18 protein-coding genes and 1 riboswitch are annotated in these 18,209 nt (G+C 63.0%); of the genes, 13 read left to right on the forward strand and 5 right to left on the reverse strand.

All coding sequences use genetic code 11. The annotated features are described in order from the left end of the window. The first annotated feature begins 42 nt into the window (after nt 1-42). From lpcA to I6L39_RS13325, 3 genes are all read left to right on the forward strand, one after another. Nucleotides 43-621: a D-sedoheptulose 7-phosphate isomerase gene (gene lpcA / locus I6L39_RS13315; protein WP_216989904.1), complete on the forward strand. Its 579-nt coding sequence runs from the start codon at nt 43-45 to the stop codon at nt 619-621. Nucleotides 622-715: 94 nt separating this feature from the next. Then, nucleotides 716-1,513 (forward strand): class II glutamine amidotransferase, encoded by a 798-nt coding sequence (locus I6L39_RS13320; RefSeq protein ID WP_042077386.1) that lies wholly within the window; start codon nt 716-718, stop codon nt 1,511-1,513. A 293-nt stretch (nt 1,514-1,806) separates the two neighbouring features. After that, on the forward strand, nt 1,807-2,142 hold the full coding sequence (locus tag I6L39_RS13325) for an Hpt domain-containing protein (RefSeq protein WP_042077387.1): 336 nt from the start codon (nt 1,807-1,809) through the stop codon (nt 2,140-2,142). Between the two features lie 11 nt (nt 2,143-2,153). On the opposite strand, the gene yvcK is transcribed toward I6L39_RS13325, so the two are convergent. Further along, complete coding sequence (gene yvcK, locus I6L39_RS13330) at nt 2,154-3,077, reverse strand: uridine diphosphate-N-acetylglucosamine-binding protein YvcK (RefSeq protein ID WP_216989905.1); 924 nt, start codon at nt 3,075-3,077, stop codon at nt 2,154-2,156. A 116-nt stretch (nt 3,078-3,193) separates the two neighbouring features. Here yvcK and I6L39_RS13335 point away from each other — a divergent pair, with 116 nt between their 5' ends. Next, complete coding sequence (locus I6L39_RS13335) at nt 3,194-4,372, forward strand: FIST signal transduction protein (RefSeq protein WP_042077389.1); 1,179 nt, start codon at nt 3,194-3,196, stop codon at nt 4,370-4,372. 18 nt (nt 4,373-4,390) lie between these two features. Next, entirely contained in the window at nt 4,391-6,472 is a 2,082-nt protein-coding gene (locus I6L39_RS13340; RefSeq protein ID WP_209793559.1) for a PAS domain-containing hybrid sensor histidine kinase/response regulator, read from the forward strand. Nucleotides 6,473-6,741: 269 nt separating this feature from the next. Here I6L39_RS13340 and I6L39_RS13345 read toward each other — a convergent pair whose 3' ends face one another. The 4 genes from I6L39_RS13345 to narQ all read right to left on the reverse strand — a co-directional run bounded on the left by I6L39_RS13345 (nt 6,742) and on the right by narQ (nt 10,554). Then, a complete protein-coding gene (locus I6L39_RS13345) occupies nt 6,742-7,317 on the reverse strand; it encodes an LON peptidase substrate-binding domain-containing protein (RefSeq protein WP_042077392.1) in 576 nt (191 codons plus the stop codon). 312 nt (nt 7,318-7,629) lie between these two features. Further along, nucleotides 7,630-8,055 carry a globin domain-containing protein gene (locus tag I6L39_RS13350; RefSeq protein WP_216989906.1) on the reverse strand — a complete coding sequence of 142 codons (426 nt, stop codon included), beginning with the start codon at nt 8,053-8,055 and terminating at the stop codon, nt 7,630-7,632. 148 nt (nt 8,056-8,203) lie between these two features. After that, nucleotides 8,204-8,842 (reverse strand): two-component system response regulator NarL, encoded by a 639-nt coding sequence (gene narL, locus I6L39_RS13355; RefSeq protein WP_041212731.1) that lies wholly within the window; start codon nt 8,840-8,842, stop codon nt 8,204-8,206. Then, nucleotides 8,842-10,554, reverse strand: a complete 1,713-nt coding sequence (narQ, locus tag I6L39_RS13360) for a nitrate/nitrite two-component system sensor histidine kinase NarQ (RefSeq protein ID WP_042077396.1) — start codon at nt 10,552-10,554, stop codon at nt 8,842-8,844. The genes narL and narQ overlap by 1 nt, the downstream gene beginning before the upstream one ends. Nucleotides 10,555-10,632: 78 nt before the next feature. After that, nucleotides 10,633-10,772: riboswitch (molybdenum cofactor riboswitch) on the forward strand. Here narQ and moaA point away from each other — a divergent pair. From moaA to I6L39_RS13400, 8 genes are all read left to right on the forward strand, one after another. Then, the gene (gene moaA, locus I6L39_RS13365; protein ID WP_042077398.1) at nt 10,760-11,743 is read left to right on the forward strand and encodes a GTP 3',8-cyclase MoaA; all 984 of its coding nucleotides are present in this window, start codon (nt 10,760-10,762) and stop codon (nt 11,741-11,743) included. It overlaps the preceding riboswitch by 13 nt. A gap of 250 nt (nt 11,744-11,993) precedes the next feature. Then, nucleotides 11,994-12,503, forward strand: a complete 510-nt coding sequence (napF, locus tag I6L39_RS13370; RefSeq protein WP_042077400.1) for a ferredoxin-type protein NapF — start codon at nt 11,994-11,996, stop codon at nt 12,501-12,503. Further along, the gene (locus tag I6L39_RS13375; protein WP_042077401.1) at nt 12,500-12,802 is read left to right on the forward strand and encodes a chaperone NapD; all 303 of its coding nucleotides are present in this window, start codon (nt 12,500-12,502) and stop codon (nt 12,800-12,802) included. The genes napF and I6L39_RS13375 overlap by 4 nt, the downstream gene beginning before the upstream one ends. Nucleotides 12,803-12,930: 128 nt before the next feature. Continuing rightward, complete coding sequence (gene napA / locus I6L39_RS13380; protein ID WP_042077403.1) at nt 12,931-15,420, forward strand: nitrate reductase catalytic subunit NapA; 2,490 nt, start codon at nt 12,931-12,933, stop codon at nt 15,418-15,420. A 15-nt stretch (nt 15,421-15,435) separates the two neighbouring features. Further along, nucleotides 15,436-16,170 carry a ferredoxin-type protein NapG gene (gene napG, locus I6L39_RS13385; RefSeq protein ID WP_216989907.1) on the forward strand — a complete coding sequence of 245 codons (735 nt, stop codon included), beginning with the start codon at nt 15,436-15,438 and terminating at the stop codon, nt 16,168-16,170. After that, on the forward strand, nt 16,167-17,042 hold the full coding sequence (gene napH / locus I6L39_RS13390; protein WP_216989908.1) for a quinol dehydrogenase ferredoxin subunit NapH: 876 nt from the start codon (nt 16,167-16,169) through the stop codon (nt 17,040-17,042). Before napG ends, napH begins: the two co-directional genes overlap by 4 nt. Then, the gene (locus I6L39_RS13395; RefSeq protein ID WP_042077409.1) at nt 17,042-17,497 is read left to right on the forward strand and encodes a nitrate reductase cytochrome c-type subunit; all 456 of its coding nucleotides are present in this window, start codon (nt 17,042-17,044) and stop codon (nt 17,495-17,497) included. Before napH ends, I6L39_RS13395 begins: the two co-directional genes overlap by 1 nt. Nucleotides 17,498-17,590: 93 nt before the next feature. Continuing rightward, on the forward strand, nt 17,591-18,181 hold the full coding sequence (locus I6L39_RS13400) for a cytochrome c3 family protein (protein WP_042077411.1): 591 nt from the start codon (nt 17,591-17,593) through the stop codon (nt 18,179-18,181). The last annotated feature ends 28 nt before the right edge of the window (nt 18,182-18,209 follow it).

Raw genomic sequence — 18,209 nt, forward strand, 5'->3', positions numbered from 1 at the left:
CAATGCGGCCACCCTATGTTGGACGACGAGATCTCAAAGACCATGTACCAAGAACTGATCCGCAACGAGTTGACCGAAGCTGCCAGCGTGCTCCAGGCGTTCCTGGCAGACGAGCAAAATCTGAAGAACATCGAAGCGGCGGCCAAGCTGCTCGCCGACTCCTTCAAGGAGGAAGGCAAGGTGCTCTCCTGTGGCAACGGCGGCTCTCACTGCGACGCCATGCACTTCGCCGAGGAGCTGACCGGTCGTTATCGCGAGAACCGCCCCGGTTACGCCGGCATCGCCATCTCCGACCCGAGCCACCTCTCCTGCGTTTCCAACGACTTTGGCTATGACCATGTGTTCTCCCGCTATGTGGAAGCGGTTGGCCGCCGTGGCGACGTGCTGCTCGGCATCTCCACCAGCGGTAACTCCGGCAACATCCTCAAGGCCATCGAGGCGGCCCGTGCCAAGGGCATGAAGGTGATCGCCCTGACCGGCAAGGATGGCGGCAAGATGGCGGGTCTGGCGGACGTCGAGATCCGGGTGCCGCACTTCGGCTACGCCGACCGCATCCAAGAAGTGCACATCAAGGTGATCCACATCCTGATCCAGCTGGTCGAGAAAGAGATGGCGAACTAATCAGACGGGGATGGCGAGACGCCGCGGCGTCTCGCCTAAGAGGATTCCCCGATTGAAGCAGAAAGAATCAAGTATTTCAGGGGGTTGACGGGATATGTGCGAACTGCTCGGCATGAGCGCCAATGTGCCGACCGACATCTGCTTCAGCTTTACCGGGCTGATGCTGAGGGGCGGCAAGACGGGCCCTCACAAGGATGGCTGGGGGATCACCTTCTACGAGGGGCGAGGCTTTCGCACCTTCAAGGATCCCGAGCCCAGCGCCCAGTCCCCCATCGCCAAGCTGGTGCAGGCGTTGCCGATCAAGAGCCGCGCCGTGGTCAGCCACATCCGGCAGGCCAACCGGGGCTGCGTGTCGCTGGAGAACACCCACCCCTTCACCCGCGAGCTGTGGGGACGCTACTGGACCTTTGCCCACAACGGTCAGCTGACCGGTTACAAGAAGCTGCCGACCGGGCGTCATCGTCCGGTCGGCGACACCGACAGCGAGCACGCCTTCTGCTGGCTGCTCGACAGGCTGGAGCACAAATACCCCAAGCGCCCGGCGAATTTCCCCGCCATGTTCCGCTACCTCGCGACCCTGTGCGACGAGCTGCGAGGGCTCGGGGTGTTCAACATGCTGCTGTCGGACGGGGAGTTCGTGATGACCTATTGCAGCAACAACCTCTACTGGCTGACGCGCAGGGCGCCCTTTGGCGAGGCCCGCCTGCTGGATGAGGACGTGGCCATCGACTTTCAGAGCGAAACCACCCCGAACGACGTGGTGACCCTGGTCGCCACCCGGCCGCTCACCGGCAATGAGAGCTGGGTGAAGATGGTGCCAGGGGAGTTCTGCCTGTTCCGGCTGGGGGAGCTGGAGTATGGCAATAACGCCGTACTGCCGAGCCAAACATAAAAAAATACCAGGGTAGAATCCTACCCTGGTTCTTCGCAGCAGCCATACAGGCAAAAAGGGATGAGAGAGGTGTTGCTGAGCCGCATCATTCTCATGGGGTGTATTGTTACGTCATTGTTAATTTTGTGACAACATTTATCTCTGGTCCCGCGAGCGTGTCGTACCGAGAGTTTGATGGCGCTCACATTATGGCCCAACCACTGCGGTCGGCGCGTGGTGGAAGGGTGGATGACAGCGGGTGTCCCAATCGGCTATATTGTGGTCTGTTTGAATACCATCATAGGGAAGAGAAGATGGAATGGCTGGATCAGAAGGTGCTGCGGCAACTGGCAGATGACATAGGTCACGAGATGATGCCCGTGGTCATCTCGGTGTTCGTCGAAGAGGTGGGGGAGCAGCTGGCCCAGCTGAGGCCTCTCTATGAACGGCGAGACTGGTCCGCACTGGCCCGCCTCGCCCACAGCATGAAATCCTCTTGTGGCAGCTATGGTGCCGAGCCCAGCTATCGGCAGGTCATGGCCCTTGAACTCGCCTGCCGGCGGGAAGATGCCCAGGAGGCTGGCCGACTGCTGGCCGAGCTGGAGCACTCCCTGCCCCAGGTCTTCTCCCACCTGTCCCAGTTTCACTGAGCCCCGGCGGCTCAGCCCGCCTTGTCATGCTCGATGTGCCAGTTGAGGATGATGCCATCCAGCGCCTGCCTGAGCTTGATGCGATCGTGGCGATGGGGCAGGGCGGCCTCACCCAGGTTGGCTTGGACGAGGCAAGGCTGCAGCTCGGGGCATCCCTGACTTTCGGGGGCCAGAATGGCATCGATCCGGCCCTTGCCTATCCGCTCTTCCAGCCAGCGATGCTGGTCCAGCAGTGTCAACTGACCCGCTGGTCCCGTCTCGGCCACCAGATTGCTGATGAAGACGACGATGGCACTGCTGCCGCGGATCGCCTCGGCGAGGTCGCGCAGCAGCAGAGGGGGCATGACGGAGGTGAGGAAGCTGCCCGGCCCCAGAATGATCATGTCGGCCTGGCTCAGGGCCAGGGCGGCCTCGCGGGTGGCCGGCACGACCGGATTCAGGCTGAGGGCCCGTGGCGGCGTGGTGAGCTGATCGATGGAGACTTCCCCCAGGATCTGGTCACCGCAGAGGGTGTGGGCGCAGAGATCCGTGGGCTGTTCTGACATGGGCAGCAGCTTTGGCTCGATTTCCAGCATGTCGCTGATGAGTCGGATGGCATCCAGGGGGCGGACACAGAGGTTGTCGAGGGCCAGCAGCATCAGGTTGCCGAGGTTGTGGCCCGCCAGCTCGCCGCGGCCGGTGAAGCGGTGCTCGAACAGCTGGCTGCCGATGCTGGGGGTGGTCACCAGCTGGTTGAGGCAGTTGCGCAGATCGCCCCAGGCGATGCACTCCTGGCTCTTGCGTAGCCGCCCGGTGGAGCCGCCGTCGTCTGTGGTGGTGACTATGCCCGTCAGCCGGGACCCCAAAAATGAAAGGGAGGAGAGCACGCGGCCCAGGCCGTGCCCACCGCCGATGGCGACGACCCGGTCGAAGTCATTGATATTGTTCTGCCACATGCAGTGATCCCGTGGGAGGCCAGTGAGCACCATTCTAGTCTCCGTGGCCAGGTAATTGTTTGATAAGGGTATGATTTTTGCTTAATGCCAGCATCCCATACCTCTAGGAGACGGTGTTGAACTTCCTGACGGCTCACTCTCTTGCCGAGACGACCCCGCTGGCCGCCCAACAGATAGCAGAGCGGTTGCTCGCTCAATCACCCCATTTCCCGTCGCTGTTGCTGGTCTATTTTACCCAAGCACACGATGCCGCGGTACTGCGTCATGCGCTCAAGGCCCGTTTTCCCGACACCCGGCTCATCGGTTGCAGCTCCTGCGGCGGCATCCTGACCCAGACCGGCCACCATGGCCGAAGGGGTTGGAGCCTTGCGGTCGCCGCCCTCTACGATGACAAAGGCGCCTACGGCGTGGCCGGCCAGCTGGGCGATGAGCCGGATGTTCGGGCATTGCTGCGCCGCGCCATCGCCGACGGCGGACGCCCCGGCGAGCTGCCCCAGCTGGTCTTGCTGCATGCCAGCCCGGGGTTGGAGGAGGCCATGCTGGCGGGCATCGACGCCGAGTTTGGCGCGACCGTTCCCGTCGTCGGCGGGTCGGCGGCGGACGACGGTGTCACCGGCGCATGGCAGCTGTGCTGGGACGAGGGGGAGGGGGGCCAGGGCTGCGTGCTGGCGGTGCTCTACCCCGACTGCCAGTTGGCCTTCCAGTTTCACTCAGGCTATGTGCCCACCGAGCGTCAGGGCATCATCACCGGGCTAGAGGGGCGCGAGGTGCTGACCATAGACCATGAACCGGCGGCCCGGGTCTATGGCCGCTGGACCGAGCGTGCGGCTCCCTGGCCGGTGGGCCCCATCCTCAGGGAGACGACGCTCTCCCCGCTGGCTCGCCAGGTCGGCATGCTCGACGAGATCCCCTACTACAAGCTCTCGCACCCCGAGGCGGTGACGGCGCGGGAGGGGCTGCGCCTCTTCACCGAAACCCGGTTGGGGGAGCGCCTGCAACTCATGTACAGCAGTCAGGAGGGGCTGTTGCAGCGCAGTCTGAACGCGGTGCGCATCGAGCCGGAGTACGGCATGGCGGGCAATGTGCAGCCCCTTGGCGCCCTGGTGGTGTTCTGTGCCGGTTGCCGTCTGGCGCTGGGGGAGAGGCTGGGCGACGTGGTGGCGCAATTCGGCCAGAGGTTGGGGGACATCCCCTTCATCACGCCGTTTACCTTCGGCGAGCAGGGGCGATTGCCCCACGGTGAGCTGGCTCATGGCAACCTCATGGTCTCGAGCGTAATCTTCCTCGAGAGCTGACAGCATGCTGGATTCAAGATGATAGGCAATAGCGAACTGGAAACCCTGGGCGACAAGCTGCAAACCACGCTGGTGGAGCTGATGCGCTGCCGGGAGCGGGAGGCCAGATACCGCGAGGAGTCTCAAGCCCTGCTGTGCGGGGTGGCGACCCTGGCCGAGGCCCAGAGCCTCGAGCAGGTACTGGAGAGCCTCATCCTTGCGCTCAAGCCCTTCATCGGATTCGAACAGGCGGACGTGATCGCCTGGGAGGCCGCGTGCGGCACCACCCATCTCAGCACCCAGCCGGAAGAGGTCGGCCGCACCTGGTCGCTGACCCCGCTCTTCTCCCGGGCCATCGATGGCGACACCCTGGTCATCTACGATCCGGCCCAGTTGCCTGAGCTGGCCCCCCTGGCGGGGCTGGCGGGCTGGGCCAGCGTCATGATGACGGGCCTGCAGGGGCCGGGGTTCTCCGGCGTGCTCATCTGCCGGCACGGCGCCGCGGGCACCTTCGATCTCAAGAGCAAGGCGGCGATGCAGCGTTGCCGCCCCCTCATCTCCCAGGCGCTGGTGAACATCGCCTATCGGGCCCGGCTGCAGGAGCAGGTGGATCTCAAGACCCTCGCCCTGCAGGCCAGCGAGCAGCGTTTTCGCAGTTTCGCCGCCATGGCCTCCGACTGGTTCTGGGAGACGGATCCCCTGCACAGGCTCAGCTATGTCTCCGCCCCCGGTTATCAGGGGGAGGTGCTGGCCGGTCAGGCCGGGCGCAGCCTCTACGATTTTGCCCACGACAAGCGGGATCCCGCCTGGTGCAACTACCGGCGTCTGATCGCCCGTCATCTGCCGGTTCGGGGGATCCGTGCCCAGGTGCAACTGGCAGGCGGCCCCTGCTGGATGGAGATCAATGCCGAGCCCTGCCACGATGCCCAAGGCACCTTCATCGGTTATCGGGGCACGGCGCGGGACATAGGCAGCCAGATCCGCCGGGAGCAGGAGCTGGCGCGGGCGCGGGACGATGCCGAGACGGCCAACCGTGCCAAGTCCCAATTCCTGGCCATGATGACCCACGAGATCCGCTCCCCCATGAACGCGGTGCTGGGGATGCTGGATCTGCTGCAGCACGGGCGACTCGATCCCCCTCAGCAGGCCCTGATCGGCCATGCCACCCACTCGGCTCATCTGCTGCAGACCATCATCGACGATGTGCTCGACTTCTCGAAGATAGAGTCGCACACCCTGGCGCTGCACTGCGAACCCTTCCAGCCCGCCGAGCTGTGCCGGGCGCTGGTGGCACCTCTGCAGGCACAGGCCGGTGCCAAGGGCATCAGGCTGCACTGGCACCTGGACGAGGCGGTGCCGGCGCAGCTGCAGGGGGATGCGGTGCGCCTCTCCCAGGTGATCGGCAACCTGCTCGGGAATGCGGTGAAGTTTACCGCCGTCGGCAGCGTGCGGCTTGCGCTGGCGTGGCAGGACGACAGGCTCAGGGTGTCGGTCAGCGACACCGGGATCGGCATCTCCCCCGAGGATCAGGTGCTGCTGTTCGAGCCCTTCTATCAGGTCGACAGCTCGGCCACCCGCCGTTTCTCCGGCTCCGGGCTTGGACTCGCCATCTGCAGGCGGCTGGTGCAGTTGATGGGCGGTGACATTCGCGTGCAGAGTACGCCGGGGCAGGGCAGCTGCTTCTGGTTCGAGTTGCCCGGGATGGCCACCCCCTGTGCCCCAGTGGCGGATCCCGCCGGCGAGGGCGGGATCATGCCGGCACTGGATGTGCTGGTGGTGGAGGACAGCCCGGTCAATCAGCTGGTGGTGTCGCTCATGCTGGAAAAACTGGCGTGCAGGGTGAGGCTGGCGGGCAACGGGCTGGAGGCGCTGGCACGGGTCGGCGAGCGGCGACCGGATCTCATCCTGATGGACATGAGGATGCCGCAGATGGATGGGCTGGAGGCGACGCGCCGCCTGCGCGACATGGGGTGCGAGGTGCCCATAGTCGCCCTGACGGCCAATGCGATGATGGAGGACAGGGCCCGCTGTCTGGCCCAGGGCATGGACGATTTTCTGGCCAAACCAATCAGCCTCGCGCGATTGCGCAGTTGCCTGCTCCGCCATTGCAGGAACCGTTGAGCCGATTCTGGGCAAAAAAAATGGTCAACCTGGTGGTTGACCAATTCTTCAGCAAATACTGAAGAGAGCACGGGATAAATCGGGTTGTACGGTCTTACATGAAAAAGTCGTGCCAACTTTTCATAACCTGTTATTTGCGGCTGGTAGCGGAGTTATGTGTTGTTTATCGCCACCGGCGATTGCAAATTGCGAGTTCACCCTTCTCATTGTAAGAATTTTCGGTCAGGATATTCGCGTTTTGCAAATCGCAATTTGACTCACTCTCTGACTCACTGTGCGATCAGCCGGCGCAGAAACTGGCGCGCCGCTTCACTGTTCTGTTTGGCAATCAACATCTGTTTTTCATAGATCGGCATGGGCAGGATCTCGAGCCAGCGCTGGCAGAGCCAGGCCGCGTCGTCGAACTGCTTGTCCGGGTAAAGTTCATCCAGTTCCGGATACTGTTCAAATACCTCCCTCAATCTGCTCACCAGCTGCTTGTCGCTGAAGTCGGAGTGGGTGCTCGGCCAGTTGGGCAGCATTTCGACCTGGGCGTGGCGCAAGCCAGAGTCATCGGTTTCCATCTCATGGATGCAAAAACGTTCCAGACCGAGCACGGTCACTCCGAGCAGGCCATCGTTGAGGGTATAGAAGTCCGTCACCTTGACCCGAGTACCGACCGGCAGGATCCGCCCGCAGGTGCCCGTGCTGGTTGCCTCCTCCATGACGATGCCAAAGCCTCGATCCTCAATGAAGGACGCCTTGAGCATCTGGAGGTGGCGTGGCTCGAACAACCGCAGGGGCAGTTTTCCGCCTGGCAGTATGTGAGAAGGCAAGGGGAACAGTGCCAGTTGTTGAAGTTTCATGTTCCATCCTCCGATAAGTTGCGTCTGAATATGACAATGCAGTGACCGTGCCAGAGGAGGGGGGCTGGCGGGCAATGCGGAGAGAATGAGGAAGGCGTTAGAAAATATCCATTTAAAATCAATCTATTGAAATATCCTCTGACGAGGATGGCGAGAATGGCATGAGCGGGATTCAGGTGAGGTTGCAGGGGCTCGAACATGGCCCGTCTGCAGAATGAGGCAGTTTTCGCATATTGCAAATAGCGATCACGCAAAATGCCTGTTTAAAGACCCGTCCAGATACCTTGCGCGGTCGATGAACACTGGCCTGGATCAGGCGATGGATTCGGAGTGCTGGCTCAAGCCTTCCTGCATCAGGGCGGCGATCTCGTCATACATCTGTGACCAGGCGTCGGCCAGCTCAGGAGTGAAGTTGCTTCCCAGGCGGCGCGCCAGCACCAGGGTCAGCGCCTGCTTCAGGAGGGCGAACTGGTGTGGTTGCACGTTGAATTTCTGATGCCGTCTGCCGAGATCCCGGATGATGAAGCCCAGGGCATCCAGCTGATCCAGGCTGGTGATGACGGTATTCAGAGTGTCGGAGACCTTGGTGACGGGCAGATCGGGGTGCTGGGGGAAGAGGGCCTGCAATTCCGGCGACAGCCGGAACAACTCCTCATATACCTCCTGAACATAGGTGTTGCTCAGGGCGGTCACCTTGCCCCAGGCCCGCTGTACCTGTTCAATCTGTCCGGAAGTCATGGGGTCTCTCCTCAGTGCGCTGTGCCATGCCCAGAAGATAATAATTCATTTTCTCAATAAGATGTGGCGAAGTTGCGCTGCCGGGGTTGAGAGAAGAGGGCACCAGCAAGGTTCGCACTGGGCTGCCTTGCTGGCTCGGGACGGAGAATTAGTTGCGCTGCTCCAGGTACATGACCGCCGCCTCCACGCGGCTCTGGGCTTCCAGCTTCTTGAGCAGGCTCTTGACGTGTACCTTGACGGTGCCTTCCGAGATGTGGAGCACGGAGGCCACCTGCTTGTTGGAGAGCCCCTTGGCAATTTCGCGCATGATCTGCATCTCGCGACGGGTCAGGCTCTCCAGCTTTTGTTGCAGGTGATCCAGCTCGTAGATGTTCTCGAGGTAGGGGCGCAGCGGCTCACTCAGGATCTGCTTGCCGGTCATGACATCCGCCAGCTGGGCCAGCAGCATGTCGGGCTCGGTGTCCTTGAGCAGATAGCCGTCGGCGCCAGCCTTGAGCAGGGCCACCACGTCCTGGCGGGCATCGGAGACGGTCAGGATCACCACGCGAGAGGTGATCTCCTCGGCCCGCAGGGCCTTCAGGGTATCGAGTCCCGACAGGCCCTTCATGTTGAGATCGAGCAGGATGAGGTCCGGTTCGGACTCCTTGGCCATGGCCACGGCATCGGTGCCGTTGGACGCCTCGCCGACCACGTCGATGTTATCTTCCAATTCCAGCAGTTGCACAATTCCCTTGCGCATCAGGGGGTGATCATCTACGACCAGAACACTGTATTTCATCTCGTCCATCAGGCATCTCTTGTTAGGCTGGTGGGAAAGGTCAGGTGTACGCGGGTGCCCCCGGAAGGCGGCTCACTGATGGTCAGCTGGCCGTGCAATTTGCTGGCGCGTTCATTCATGATGCTGAGACCGTAGTGATTGACCGCCGAGTTTGCGCCCCTTATTCCGACACCGTCGTCTGCAATCTGAACCTGGATGTTACCATCAGCCAGGGTCTCACAGCTAACGTCAATGCGCCGGGCATTGGCATGCTTGATGGCATTGAGCACTGCCTCACGGATCAGCTGCAGGATGTGAATGTGCTGTCCCGCCTCGAGATCGGTATCCGTCAGTCCGTACTGGAGCCCGATCTCGGCCCGGGTCTGGGGCTTGAGCTGTTCCAGCATGACGCCGATGGCTTCACCCAGGTTGGCGTCGCCGATGCTCAGGCGGAAGGTGCCGAGCAGTTCGCGCAACTGGGTGTAGGCGTTGCCGAGCCCCTCGTCGATCTGCTGCATGGCCGCTTCGGCTTTGACGGTATCCCCCTTGGCAAAGGAGCGCTTGAGCAGGGTGGACTGGATCTTCAGGTAGGAGAGCGCCTGGGCAAGGGAGTCGTGCAGCTCCCTGGCGATGACGGCCCGCTCTTCCATCAGCAGCAGGCGCTGGTGTTGCAGCAGGGTCTGATCCTTGTGCAGCACCTGGGCCAGCAGCATGGAGAAGTTCTTCATCAGCCGCTCGTCGACGGGATGGTCGCTTATCATGTCGAGCCGGCCGTACTCCTCCTCGTCCATCTGCAGGTAGAAGCTCACCACGGCCTCGAGATCGCCGGGCCACCCCTTGCGCCCCGTGATGTAGACCGGCATGGCATTGTGCTCGAAGCGGGTCAGCCGGATGTAGTCGATGTGCTGGTGGGCGGCAGCCCGCTCCAGCAGTTTTTGCAGGGTGCGGCGGCTGAGCGGCGCCGCGTGCAGTTTCTGGGCGGTGGAATAGAGGAAGGAGAGGGTGTCGTTGGCCTGTTGCAGCTTGGCGGTCTTCTCCTCCACCTTGCTCTCCAGCTCCCGGTAGAGCTTGCCGAGTTCCGCGGCCATGGTGGCAAACGCCCCCGACAGCTCCCCCAGTTCGTTTTCACAGTGGGGGGGCAGGGTCAGATCGAACTCCTGGCGCTGGATCTGGCGGGCGCAATAGACCAGCTGATTGAGCGGTGCCACCACCTGCTGGCGCGTGAAGCGCACCGTGCACCAGGCGATGGTGATGATGGCGAGCAGGCCGAGTCCCTCGGCCAGGGCCAGCATGCGCACCTTGAACTCCACGTGGTACTGCATCTGGTTGACGAAGTCGTCGATGGCGGCGACGAACTGCTCCGTGTTGTCGGTGTAGCGGCTGGGGGTGGCGTTCTCGATGTGCTCGCGCATCCTCTGCCATTGCAGCAGCACCTCGCCGTAGGTGCGGCGCAGGGAGGCGGGCGTGATCCAGCGCTGGGTCTCCTGCAGCTCGGGGGCATTGAGGGTCTGCTCGAACTGGGCGAGCCGGCCGAGCACGACCTGATCCTTCTCGATTTCATAGGCCATCCGGTAGGCCTGCATGCGCAATGAGCCCGACAGGTTGATGGCTTTGGCGTCCGGCACCGAATAGAAGAGGGTGACCATGGCCACCAGGGCGATCAGGCTGGCCATGAACAGGATCAGCACCATGGCGCGACCGATGGCGCTGCTGACCGACTGCACTCTGAACCATTTTCCCATGCCGACTGGCTCCCCTTACACCGATGAAGACCCCACAAAGTAGCATGGGAGTGTACTCCAAGTTGTGCTAGCATCGAAAAACTAGATGAACTCCGAGCGGTTTTGCCTAAGTCATTGAGATAGGGGGAGATCGCCGTCAGCCGATGTTCGAGCTGAAAGGGTCAGGAAAGAAATGCCCTGGCCTCCCGTATTTGGAAAGGTGTTTATGTTGCCACTTGAAGATGGTTTTTCCCGTCGCTTTTACTATTTGCGCCTGTCGGTCACCGACGTGTGCAATTTTCGTTGTACCTACTGCCTGCCGGACGGCTATCGCCCCTCGGAGGCGCGCAAGTCCTTTCTCTCCCTGGAGGAGATCCGCCGCGTCGTCTCCGGCTTTGCCGCCATGGGGACGCGCAAGGTGCGTCTGACCGGTGGCGAGCCCTCCCTGCGCCGCGACTTCACCGCCATCATAGAGACGGTCGCCAGTACGCCCGGCATCGAGAAGGTGGCCATGACCACCAACGGCTACCGCCTGAAGGAGCGGGCCCGGGAGTGGTTCGATGCGGGGCTGACCGCCCTCAACGTCAGCGTCGACAGCCTGGATCCCCGCCAGTTTCACCAGATCACCGGCGAGAACAAGCTGGCGGAGGTGATGGCGGGCATAGACGCTGCCCTGGCCGTCGGCTTCAAGTCGGTCAAGATCAATGCGGTCTTGCTCAAGGGGCTCAACGACCACCAGCTGGATGCCTTCCTGGCCTGGATCCGGGACAAACCCATCGAGCTGCGATTCATCGAGCTGATGCAGACCGGCGAGATGGACACCCTGTTTCGCGACCGCCACACCAGCGGGGATCTCATCAAGCAGCGCTTGCTGGAGACGGGCTGGGTACAGCAGCTGCGCGGCCCGGACGACGGCCCCGCCCAGGTGTTTATGCATCCTGAGTCAATGGGGGGAGTGGGGCTCATCATGCCCTACAGCAAGGACTTCTGCGCCGGCTGCAACCGGCTGCGGGTCTCCTCCGTGGGCAAGCTGCACCTGTGTCTCTTTGGTGACAACGGGGTGGAGTTGCGGGATCTGCTGACGGCCGACGACCAGCAGGAGGCGCTGCAGTGGCGGATCCGCCAGGCGCTGACCGGCAAGGCCGCCACCCACCGCCTGCACGACGGCAATGCGGGCATGACCCCCCACCTGGCCTCCATCGGCGGCTGACCCCGATCGCCAGGCCCAAATGGCCAGCGATTAATTAGCAATCCTCACATAGGGGTAATTTGCCTTGCCCCTGTCTTGCCTAATTGCGCCAAGGGTTTGATCCAGCGCAAGAATCCCCCCTGTTTATCCCCCAGGTGGTATATCACTGGACTTGTGAGAGTCGCAATATACACCCACGCTTATAATTGGTATTAAAAATGCCAGTCACGGGATCCGCGCAGGGGGTCTCCCCCTGTGAAGAGGAGTCGATATGGCCGATGGGATCAATCTGTCACGCCGCGGCCTGTTTCGAGGACGCCTGAGTACTCCCAAGCCCGGGGTACAACTGCCCTGGTCCGTCTCCTGGGACGAGTTCGTGGCCGACTGCACCCGCTGCGGCGACTGTCTGGCCGCTTGTCCGGAGCAGATCCTGGTGAAGGGGGACGGCGGCTTTCCCACGGTCGACTTTCTGCGTGGCGAATGCACCTTCTGCGCCGAGTGCGTCGACGTCTGCCAGGCGCCGGTGTTCCGACCGACGACCCAGACACCCTGGGAGTATGTGGCTCATATCGAGGCCGGTTGCCTGGCCAGTGCCCAGGTCTTCTGCCAGCGTTGCCAGGACAGCTGCGAGCAGCAGGCCATCCGTTTTTCCCCCCAGCTGGGGCGAGTGCCGACCCCCAGCGTCCATACCGAGTCGTGCAACGGCTGCGGTGCCTGCGTGGCGGATTGCCCGGTCGGCAGTATCAGGATGGGTCTCCCTCACGACGGGGGACCGAGATGACACAAGAGACGAGCCAGTTGGAAAGCAGCGAGATGAAGCGAGAAGAGTTCCACGTATCCAGCCTGGTGGTGCTGGCCCAGCCCTCCCGGCGTCACCAGCTTGCCGAGGAGATCGCGACCCTGGAGGGGGCCGAGATCCACGCCGTCAGCGAGGAGGGCAAGCTGGTGGTCACCCTGGAGGGGCCGAGCCAGCGTCCCATCATGGCGGCCATCGATGCCATCAATGGGATGCAGGGGGTGCTCTCTGCCTCCCTCATCTACCACCAGTTCGATGAAGCCGACGCCGAGGGCAGGGAATAGAGAGCCAGGAGGCCGGGGCTGCAAGGTTCACGAGGCCGATGAAAGCAATAAAAGCGCCATGGAGCTGAGCCAGCGCGGCTCGTCACAATGGCTGTCATTGATGTGATTAAGCAATGCGAGGATATGTCATGAAGCTGAGTCGACGCGACTTTATGAAGGCCAATGCGGTGGCGGCAGCCGCTGCCGTGGCCGGTGTCAGTGCCCCCACCCTGGCGGCGAACCTGATCACCAGTACTGACAAGACAGCCATCACCTGGGACAAGGCACCGTGCCGCTTCTGCGGGACCGGCTGCTCCGTGCTGGTGGGCTCCCAGGGAGGCCGTGTCGTCGCGACCCAGGGCGATCCCGATGCGCCGGTGAACCGCGGCCTCAACTGCATCAAGGGCTACTTTCTGTCCAAGATCATGTATGGCGAGGATCGCCTGACCCAGCCCATGCTGCGCATGACCAACGGCAAGTTTGACAAGAACGGCGACTTCGCCCCCATCAGCTGGGATCAGGCCTTCGACATCATGGCCGAGAAGTTCAAGGCGACCCTGAAAGAGAAGGGCCCGACCGCCGTCGGCATGTTCGGCTCCGGCCAGTGGACCGTCTGGGAAGGCTATGCCGCCGCCAAGCTGATGAAGGCGGGCCTGCGCTCCAACAACCTGGACCCCAACGCCCGTCACTGCATGGCCTCCGCCGTGGTCGGCTTCATGCGCACCTTCGGCATGGACGAACCTATGGGCTGCTACGACGACATCGAGCAGGCCGACGCCTTCGTGCTCTGGGGCTCCAACATGGCCGAGATGCACCCCATCCTCTGGTCACGCATCTCCGATCGCCGTTTGTCCCACCAAGATGTGCAGGTGCACGTGCTCTCCACCTTCGAGCACCGCAGCTTCGAGCTGGCGGACAACGGCATGGTGTTCACCCCGCAGACCGATCTCGCGATCCTCAACTACATCGCCAACTACATTATCCAGAACGACAAGGTGAACTGGGAGTTCGTCAACAAGCATACCCAGTTCCGCAAGGGGACCACGGACATCGGCTACGGCCTGCGTCCCACCAACCCGCTGCAGCAGAAGGCCAAGAACCCGGACAACGGCGACTCCACCCCCATGAGCTTCGACGACTTCGCGAAATTCGTGGCGGATTACGATCTGGAGTCCGTCTCCAAGCTCTCCGGCGTGCCCAAGGACAAGCTCGAGAAGCTGGCCCAGCTCTATGCCGACCCGAGCAAGAAGGTGGTCTCCTACTGGACCATGGGGTTCAACCAGCACACCCGCGGCGTCTGGGCGAACAACCTCTGCTACAACATCCACCTGCTGACCGGCAAGATCTCCCAGCCGGGCTCCGGTCCCTTCTCCCTGACCGGCCAGCCCTCCGCCTGCGGCACCGCCCGTGAGGTGGGCACCTTCGCCCACCGCCTGCCCGCCGACATGGTGGTGACGGATCCCAAACACCGCGCCATCGCCGAGAAGATCTGGAAGCTGCCGGAAGGCACCATCCCCGAGCAGGTGGGCTACCACGCCGTGCTGCAGAACCGCATGCTCAAAGACGGCAAGCTCAACGCCTACTGGGTGATGTGCAACAACAACATGCAGGCCGGCCCGAACATGAACGAGGAGGGGCTGCCCGGCTATCGCAACCCGGCCAACTTCATCGTGGTGTCCGACCCTTACCCGACCGTCACTGCCCAGGCGGCCGACCTCATCCTGCCCACCGCCATGTGGGTGGAAAAAGAGGGGGCTTACGGCAACGCCGAGCGCCGCACCCAGTTCTGGCACCAGCAGGTCAAGGCACCGGAAGGAGCCAAGTCCGACCTGTGGCAGCTGATGGAGTTCTCCAAGCGCTTCACCGTGGAAGAGGTGTGGCCGGCTGAGTTGATTGCCAAGATGCCGGAAGTGAAGGGCAAGACCCTGTTCGAGGTGCTCTACGCCAACGGCCAGGTCGACCAGTTCCCGAAAGCGCAGAGCAAGGGGGCGCTCAACGACGAGGCCGAGCACTTCGGCTTCTACGTCCAGAAGGGGCTGTTCGAGGAGTACGCCACCTTCGGTCGCGGCCACGGCCACGATCTGGCACCCTTCGATCAGTATCACGAGGCCCGCGGCCTGCGCTGGCCCGTGGTGGACGGCAAGGAGACCCTGTGGCGCTATCGCGAAGGGTTCGACCCTTACGTGAAGGCGGGCGAGGGGGTGCGTTTCTACGGCAAGCCCGACGGCAAGGCGGTGATCTTCGCGCTGCCCTACGAGCCTGCCGCCGAGTCGCCGGACAAGGAGTATGATCTCTGGCTCTCCACCGGCCGCGTGCTGGAACATTGGCACACCGGCACCATGACTCGCCGGGTGCCCGAGCTCTATCGCGCCTTCCCGGATGCGGTGCTCTTCATGCACCCGGAAGATGCCAAGGCCCGTGGCGTGCGCCGTGGCGAAGAGGTGATCGTCGCCTCCCGCCGTGGCGAGGTGAAGACCCGGGTCGAGACCCGCGGTCGCAACCGTCCGCCCAAGGGGCTGGTGTTCATGCCCTTCTTCGACGCGAGCCAGCTGGTCAACAAGCTGACCCTGGACGCGACGGATCCGCTCTCCAAGGAGACGGATTACAAGAAGTGCGCCGTCAAGGTCATGAAGGCCTAAGGCGGGGCTGGGGGGATGAGTCGCAGCCGTCGCCAGTTCCTGGCCGACCTCGCCAAGGGGGCCTGCAGCGTGGGCCTCCTCGGAGCGGGTCTGGGCACGGTGGCGCGCCAGCAGGCCCAGGCGGTGCCCGCCCAGGCGCTGCGCCCGCCGGCGGCCCTCGACGAAGCGGATTTCCTCGGCGCCTGCGTGCGCTGCGGGCTCTGCGTGGAGGCCTGCCCCTACGACACCCTCAAGCTTGCCCGGTTGCTGACCCCGGTGACCACGGGTACCCCCTACTTCGAGGCGCGCAGCGTCCCCTGCGAGATGTGTGACGACATCCCCTGCGTAGCAGCCTGCCCGAGCGGAGCCCTGGATCAGGGGATGACGGACATCGATCAGGCGCGGATGGGGGTGGCGGTGCTCATCGACCACGAGACCTGCCTCAACTACCTGGGGCTGCGCTGTGACGTCTGCTACCGGGTCTGCCCGCTCATCGACAAGGCGATCTCGCTCGAACTGGTACGCAACCCGCGCACCGGCAAGCACGCCATGTTCCTGCCCACGGTGCACAGCGAGGCCTGCACCGGCTGCGGCAAGTGCGAGCACGCCTGTGTGCTGGAGGAGGCGGCCATCAAGGTGGTGCCTCGCGGGCTCGCCAAGGGGGAGCTGGGCCATCACTACCGGCTCGGCTGGGAAGAGAAGGCCAAGGCGGGCAAGTCCCTCATCGGTGATCGCCTGACCCTGCCGACCCGCAAACCGGAGGGGCTATGAGTCGTTATCCAGGGGCCGAAGCCCGGGCACGGCTGGGCTGGTGGCGGTCGCATCGCTTCCTGCTGCTGCGCCGGCTCTGCCAGTTCGGCGTGCTCTCGCTCTTTCTGCTGGGACCGCTGGCGGGCATCTGGATCCTCAAGGGCAACCTCTCCAGCTCGCAGTTGCTGGAGACGGTGCCCCTCACGGATCCCCTGACCCTGCTGCAGTCGGTGGCGGCGGGCCATTGGCCCATCCCCACCCTGTGGCTCGGGGCCGAGCTGGTACTCGCGGGTTACTGGCTGGTGGGGGGGCGGGTGTTCTGCTCCTGGGTCTGCCCGGTCAACCTGGTCACGGATGCCGCCGCCTGGGCTCGGGCCCGGCTCGGTCTCAAGGGCAACGGCCAGTTCAACCGCCACACCCGCTACTGGCTGCTGGCCATGGTGCTGGTGGCCCCGGCCATCACAGGCGTGCTGGTGTGGGAGCTGGTCAACCCGGTGTCGCTCAGCCTGCGCGGCCTGCTGTTTGGCATGGGGGCGGGTTGGGGTCTGCTGGCGGCCCTGTTCCTGTTCGACCTCTTCGTGGTGGAGCGGGGCTGGTGTGGTCATCTCTGTCCGGTGGGGGCCTTCTATGCCCTGGTCAACCGGGTGGGGTTCGTCAAGATTGCAGCCAATGGGCGCGAGCGGTGCAGCAACTGCATGGATTGTTATGCGGTCTGCCCGGAGCGTCCCATACTGCGCGGCCCGGTTCACGGGGCCAAACGAGGTCACGGGCCCTTGATTGCGGCTCAGGAGTGCACCAACTGCGGCCGTTGCATCGATGTCTGCGCGGAGCAAGTTTTCGAAATCACTACAGGTTTTGCCGTCAAGGCAGAGAAAACGTCGGAGAACAAATAATGAAGAAGCTGATTGGAGCAATGCTGGCCTGCCTGATGGCGGGTTCCTTGATGGCGGCCGTCCCCGAGATCACCAACAGCACGGGGGGGATCAAGTCGGAGCGGGGGAGCACGGATCTGGTGACCGAGGCCGACGCGGCCCCACTCAAGAACTACCGCAAGGACGGCGACATCTATGATCGCCAGTACATGCATCAGCCCCCGCTGATCCCCCACGATACCCGCAACTACGAGGTGGACAACAAGGTCAACAAGTGCCTGGCCTGCCACAGCTTCAAGAACGCCAGCAAGATGAAGGCGCCCAAGATAAGCCCCACTCACTTCGAGACCCGCGATGGTCAGACCCTGGGTGAAGTCTCTCCCCGCCGCTACTTCTGCCTGCAGTGCCACGTGCCGCAAGCGGACGCCAAGCCGCTGGTGGAGAACACCTTCAAACCGGTCGAAGCACTGAACTAAGGAGTTTACCGATGACATCACTCAGCCTTGTCCCCAGTGTCTGGACCACCTTCAACACACCAGTGAACGAAGCACTGAACTGAGGAGCCATAGATGAAATTACCCGGCTTTGTCCAGCGTCTGTGGACCACCTTCAAGTCACCGTCGAAGGCGGCCCTCTGGGTCATCCTGCTGATGGGCTTCTTCGGCGGCGTCATCTTCTGGGGCGGCTTCAACACTGCCATGGAGGCGTCCAACACCGAGGCCTTCTGCACCGGTTGTCACGAGATGAAGGACAACGTGTTCGTGGAGTACCGCGACACCATCCACTATGCCAACCGCTCCGGCGTGCGGGCCAGCTGCCCGGATTGCCACGTGCCCCACGAGTGGACCTACAAGATCATCCGCAAGGTGCAGGCCTCCAAGGAGCTGTGGGGCATGATCACCGGCAAGGTGGACACTCGCGAGAAGTTTGAATCCCACCGCCGCGAGATGGCGGAGCGGGAGTGGAAGCGGATGAAGGACACGGATTCGCGCGAGTGCCGCAACTGTCACAACTTCGAGTACATGGACTTCTCCCTGCAAGGGCGGCGAGCGGCCCAGATGCACTCCACCAACCTGGCAAGCGGTCAGAGCACCTGCATCGACTGCCACAAGGGGATTGCGCACCAACTGCCTGACATGAAAGGCGTGCCAGGCTTCTGATACCCAGGCCACCGGATCCCGCCGATCC

The sequence above is a fragment of the Aeromonas sp. FDAARGOS 1409 genome (assembly GCF_019048705.1).
Classification (GTDB): Bacteria; Pseudomonadota; Gammaproteobacteria; order Enterobacterales; family Aeromonadaceae; genus Aeromonas; species Aeromonas sanarellii.